Origin of the sequence: Deinococcus pimensis DSM 21231 (genome assembly GCF_000519345.1) — a bacterium.
In the GTDB taxonomy this organism is placed as follows: Bacteria; Deinococcota; Deinococci; order Deinococcales; family Deinococcaceae; genus Deinococcus_A; species Deinococcus_A pimensis.
Map to the genome: position 1 here is coordinate 155,414 of NZ_KI912674.1, position 4,714 is coordinate 160,127.

The 4,714-nt window shown below is 74.2% G+C and carries 5 protein-coding genes; 3 read left to right on the forward strand and 2 right to left on the reverse strand.

Annotated features, from left to right (window positions below; all coding sequences use genetic code 11):
• The coding region (locus DEIPI_RS34125; protein WP_045235035.1) for an HAD-IC family P-type ATPase at positions 1-725 on the forward strand (725 nt) is incomplete at its 5' end.
• Positions 722-1,090: an ArsR/SmtB family transcription factor gene (locus DEIPI_RS0123655; protein ID WP_027483411.1), complete on the forward strand. Its 369-nt coding sequence runs from the start codon at positions 722-724 to the stop codon at positions 1,088-1,090. The genes DEIPI_RS34125 and DEIPI_RS0123655, both read left to right, overlap by 4 nt.
• 7 nt (positions 1,091-1,097) lie before the next feature.
• Here the strand turns inward: DEIPI_RS0123655 and trxA are convergent, their stop codons facing one another.
• Positions 1,098-1,538 (reverse strand): thioredoxin, encoded by a 441-nt coding sequence (gene trxA, locus DEIPI_RS0123660; RefSeq protein WP_027483412.1) that lies wholly within the window; start codon positions 1,536-1,538, stop codon positions 1,098-1,100.
• A gap of 23 nt (positions 1,539-1,561) precedes the next feature.
• Entirely contained in the window at positions 1,562-3,037 is a 1,476-nt protein-coding gene (locus tag DEIPI_RS34130) for a serine hydrolase domain-containing protein (RefSeq protein WP_052351968.1), read from the reverse strand.
• 68 nt (positions 3,038-3,105) lie between these two features.
• Between DEIPI_RS34130 and DEIPI_RS34135 the strand changes: the two genes are divergently transcribed.
• Positions 3,106-4,714, forward strand: a 1,609-nt coding sequence (locus DEIPI_RS34135; protein WP_084474862.1) for an ATP-binding protein, incomplete at its 3' end; no start/stop codon positions are given.

Here is a 4,714-nt window from a genome sequence, read left to right on the forward strand (position 1 = left end):
GCGCCGCCACCGCCGACGTGGACGGGCGCACCCTCACGGTCGGCTCGCCCCGCCACGTCCGTGAGACCGTCGGGCTCACCTCCGACGCCGAGGGGAGGATCGCCGCGCTGGAGGCCGAGGGCCGGACCGTCGTCGTCCTCGCCGACGAGACGCGCGCCCTCGGCCTCATCGCCCTGCGCGACGAACCTCGTGTGGACGCCCGGGCCGCCGTGACACGACTGCGCGCCCTCGGCGTGCGCCCCGTGATGCTCACCGGCGACAACGAACGGGCCGCGCGCGCCGTCGCCGCGGACCTCGGCATGGACGTCCACGCCGGACTGCTCCCGCAGGACAAGCTCGCGCTCGTCGAGAAGCTCGCCACGCACGGACGGGTGGTCATGGTCGGCGACGGCATCAACGACGCGCCCGCCCTCGCCCGCGCCGACGTGGGCGTCGCCATGGGCGGCGGAACCGACGTCGCCCTGGAAACCGCCGACGCCGCGCTGCTGCACCACCGCGTCGAGGGCGTCGCGGACCTCGTGAGGCTCTCGCGCGCCACCCTCGGCAACATCCGTCAGAACGTCGCGTTCGCCGTCGGACTCAAGCTGGTGTTCCTCGTCACCACCCTGCTGGGCATCACCGGTCTGTGGCCCGCCATCCTCAGCGACACGGGCGCCACCGCCCTCGTCACCGCCAACGCCCTGCGCCTCCTGCGCTTCCGACCGGACACCGGACACGACCGATGACCCACGACGTCACGCCGCTCGACACCTGCGACGACACCTGCACCCACCCCGACGCGGTCGCGCGCGCCCGCCTCGCCGTGCCCGAGGACCGCTGCGTGGACGACGCGGCGGCCCTGCTCAAGGTCGTCGCGGACCCCACCCGCCTCAGGATGCTCTCCGCCCTCGCCGCCGAGGAACTCTGCGTCCACGATCTCGCCGTCGTGGTCGGCACCAGCGAGTCCGCGACGAGCCATCAGCTGCGCCTCCTGCGCGCCCACCGACTCGTCACGTCCCGCAAGGCGGGCCGCACCGTGTACTACCGCCTCGCGGACCACCACGTCACGCTCCTGATCGGCAACGCCGTGGAGCACGCCCGCGAGCGCTGAGGAGCCTTCAGCCCCCGGAAGCGGACCCGCCGAGGTACGGCTCCAGCCGGGCGTCGAGCTCCCGGCGGGGCAGCGCGCCCACCCAGGTCTCCACGGGCTCGCCTCCCCGGAACAGCATCAGCGTCGGAATGGAGCGGACCTGAAAGCGTCCGGACACGGCCGGATTGCTGTCCACGTCGAGCTTCACCACCTTGATCCCGCCCCGCCGATCACGCGAGAGGGCTTCGAGCACGGGCGCCACCATCCGGCACGGTCCGCACCACTGGGCCCAGAAGTCCACCAGGACGGGCACGCCCGCGTCCACCTCGGCGCGGAACGTCTCGTCCGTCGCGCTCACCAGCCAGGGCAGGGCCTCGCCGCAGCGCCCGCACACGGGCACCTGACCGCCCGGCGCGGCCCGCAGGCGGTTCCTCGCCGCGCAGTTCGCGCAGGTCACCACGTCGTCCACACGTCCACCTCCTGAACCGGACTCTAGCCACCTCCCGGAGCCCGTCGTGAAGGCCGGGCTTCACCGTTCGCCCGTGTGTCGCGCTCCAAAAGAGCTCCGCGCCACGTCGCCTCCGCACGTCCGATGGAGGCGGGCACGCGCACCTCCACCTTCCCGCGCGCCGCGTCCGTCACGAACGTGACGTCGAAGCCTTCCTCCACGAGGAGCGCCGTCACCCGCAAGGCCCCGCCGGGTTCCTCGTGCGCCCGCGCGAGCACCACGTCGGGCCCCTCGGGCAGGACGTCCGTCCTCCCCTCACGCCAGTCGAGCAGTCCGGCGTGCAGCGGGTGCTCGCCACGCGCGTCCAGCAGCGTGACCTCGCACCCGGCACGTCCCACCCGGAAGCGCACCTCCAGGACGCCCGCGTCGTTCGGTTCCATCACGAACGTCGCCTCCCACGGGCCCGGACTCGCCGCGTCCTGCCCGAGCGGACGCCACTCCAGCGCCGCGAGCCGGGCGCGCAACTCCGCCGACGCGGACTCGTCGCGGGTCAGCCCGACCGGCCGCATCGCGGCGAGCAGGTCGGACCACACGAGGTCGAGGACCGCCTGCATGTCCGTCACGCGCGCCGTCAGGGCGAGCACCGCGTCCTGCTCGGGCATCACCACGCAGAACTGCCCGAAGGCGCCGTCACCCCGGAAGGCGCCGTGACGGCAGCGCCAGAACTGGTAGCCGTAGCCCTGCGCCCAGTCGTTGTCCACGTCGGTGCCGGGCGGTTCGTGCGCCCTCGTCGCCTCGGACACCCACGCCTCCGGGACGACCTCCCGCTCTCCCCAGCGTCCGCCGCGCAGCAGCAACTGCCCGAAGCGCGCCACGCCCTCCGTCGGGAGGCTCGCTCCCCAGCCGCCCACGTCCACCCCGCGCGGGTTCACCCGCCACGACAGGCCCGACGCGCCGATCGGCCCCAGCACGCGTTCGTCGAGCAGGTCGAGGACGCGCCTGCCCGTCAGGCGCTGCACCAGCGCGGAGAGCATGAAGGTGCTGGCACTGTCGTACACGAAGTGCGTGCCGGGCTCGCGCGGTACGGGCTCGGCGAGGAACGCCCGCGCCCAGTTCCCGTCCGGCGCGGCGAACAGCGCGCCCGTGACGTCCTCCTCGTGCCCGGACCGCATCGTCAGCAGGTCCCGCACCCGCATCCGCGCGAGCCGCTCGGGGACCACGGGGGGAAGGTCGTTCCCGAAATGCGTCACGACGAGGTCGTCGACGGACAGCCGTCCGTCCGTGACGAGCAGACCCACCGCCGTGGACGTGAGGCTCTTGCTGAGCGAGTGGAGGCGGTGGGGGCGGTGAGGGGCGAAGGGCGCCCACCAGCCCTCGGCGAGCACGTGACCGCCGCGCAGCAGCATGAGCGAGTGCAGGTCCATGCCCGCCAGGGCGGCGTGGTCGAGGAAGGCCAGGACGGCGCGCGAGGGCAGCCCGAACGCTTCCGGCTCGGCGCGCGGCAAGGGTGTCGAGGACATGGCCCACTCTACGTCCGCGCCGGGCCTCCATCACGCGTGACGCCCGGTGCGCTAGGGTGGAGGAGAGCATGGCAACCTGGCAGCTTCGACTTCTCGGCCCGCCCGCGCTGACCGGACCGGACGGCCGTGACGTGCGGCTCGACCGCAAGTCCCTCGGGCTTCTCGCGTACCTCGCGCTGTCCGGCCCGACCGAGCGCGCGCGTCTCGCCGGGCTGCTGTGGCCCGACACGCCGCCCCAGGCGGCCCGCAACAACCTCGTGCACCTCCTGCGTCGGCAGGCGGCACTGACCGGGACGCCCCTCGTGATCGGCGCGGGCACCCTCGCCCTCGTGGAGGGACTCGCCGTGGACGTTCGACCGCTGCTCGACGCGCCGGGCGGCGAGGGCGCCGGCGACGTGCCGCTCGGCACCTTCGTGCAGGGCGAGGAGTTCGACGACCTGCCCGACCTCGCCGACTGGACGCTCGCGTGGCGCGAGCAGATCGCCGAGCGGCAGGTCGAGTCGCTGCGCGCGGCGCGTGACCTGGCCGAGCGGCGCGGCGACCTGACGCGCGCCCTCGCCGCCGCGCAGCAGGTCGTGACGCACGACCGCCTCTCCGAGGAGGCGCACCGTCACGTGATGCGCCTGCACCTCGCGCTCGGAGATCGTCCCGCCGCGCTGCGCGCCTACCATCACTGCAAGCACGTCCTTTCCGTGGAGCTCGGCGTGGAGCCCGCGCCCGACACCGTCCAACTCGCCCGCAGCGCGGACCGTGGGGTCGTTCCGACCGCGCCGGGCGCCGCGCCGCTTCCCCTCACGGTGCTGCGTCCGCCCGTCCTCGTCGGACGTGACGAGCCGCTCGCACGCATGGAGGCGGCCTGGCAGGCGGGCCACACCATCTACGTCACGGGCGACCCGGGCGTCGGCAAGACCCGCTTCGTCCGGGACTTCGTCGCCTCGAAGGGCCCCGTCCTGTACCTGCCCGGCTACCCCGGATCGCGTGACGTGCCCTTCGGCGCGGCCGCCCACAACGTCCGGGCGCGCCTCGCGCACGCGGGCCACCCGGCCCTGCCCGAGTGGGTCCGCGGGCAGCTCGCGCGCATCCTGCCGGAGTACCGCGAGGACGGGGCGGTGCCGGGCCCCGTGGACACGCCCGAGGAGCGCCTCGCGTACTTCCTCGCGCACTACGAGGTGGTCAAGCTCACCGGCGCGGGCGTCGTGGGCGTCATCACGGACGACGTGCAGAACTACGACGACGCCTCCATCGACCTCGGCGCGTTCTTCCTCGCGCAGGGGGACGCCATTCCCGCTCGGCGGGACGTGCCGCGACACGTCATCGTGTACCGCCGCGGCACGCTGCCAGCGCGCGCCACGGCGCGTCAGGAGGCCCTCGTGCGGGCGGGCCGGGCGACCGTCATCGACCTGCAGGGCCTCGACGAGACGGCCGTGGACACGCTCGTCCACGACGCGCTCGGCGGGACCGTCGCCGAGGTGCCGTCCACGCTCGCGCGGGACCTGCACCTCCTCACGGGCGGCAACGCGCAGTACGTGCTCGAAACCCTGCGTCAGCTGCTGGAGCGCCGCGACCTCACCCTCGACACCAACTCGCGGCCCGGCGGCGTCGTGGAGGTCATCGCGGGCCGTTTCGCCCGGCTGTCCGAGCGGGCGCGGCAGGTCCTGCGCGCGGCGGGCGTGCTGC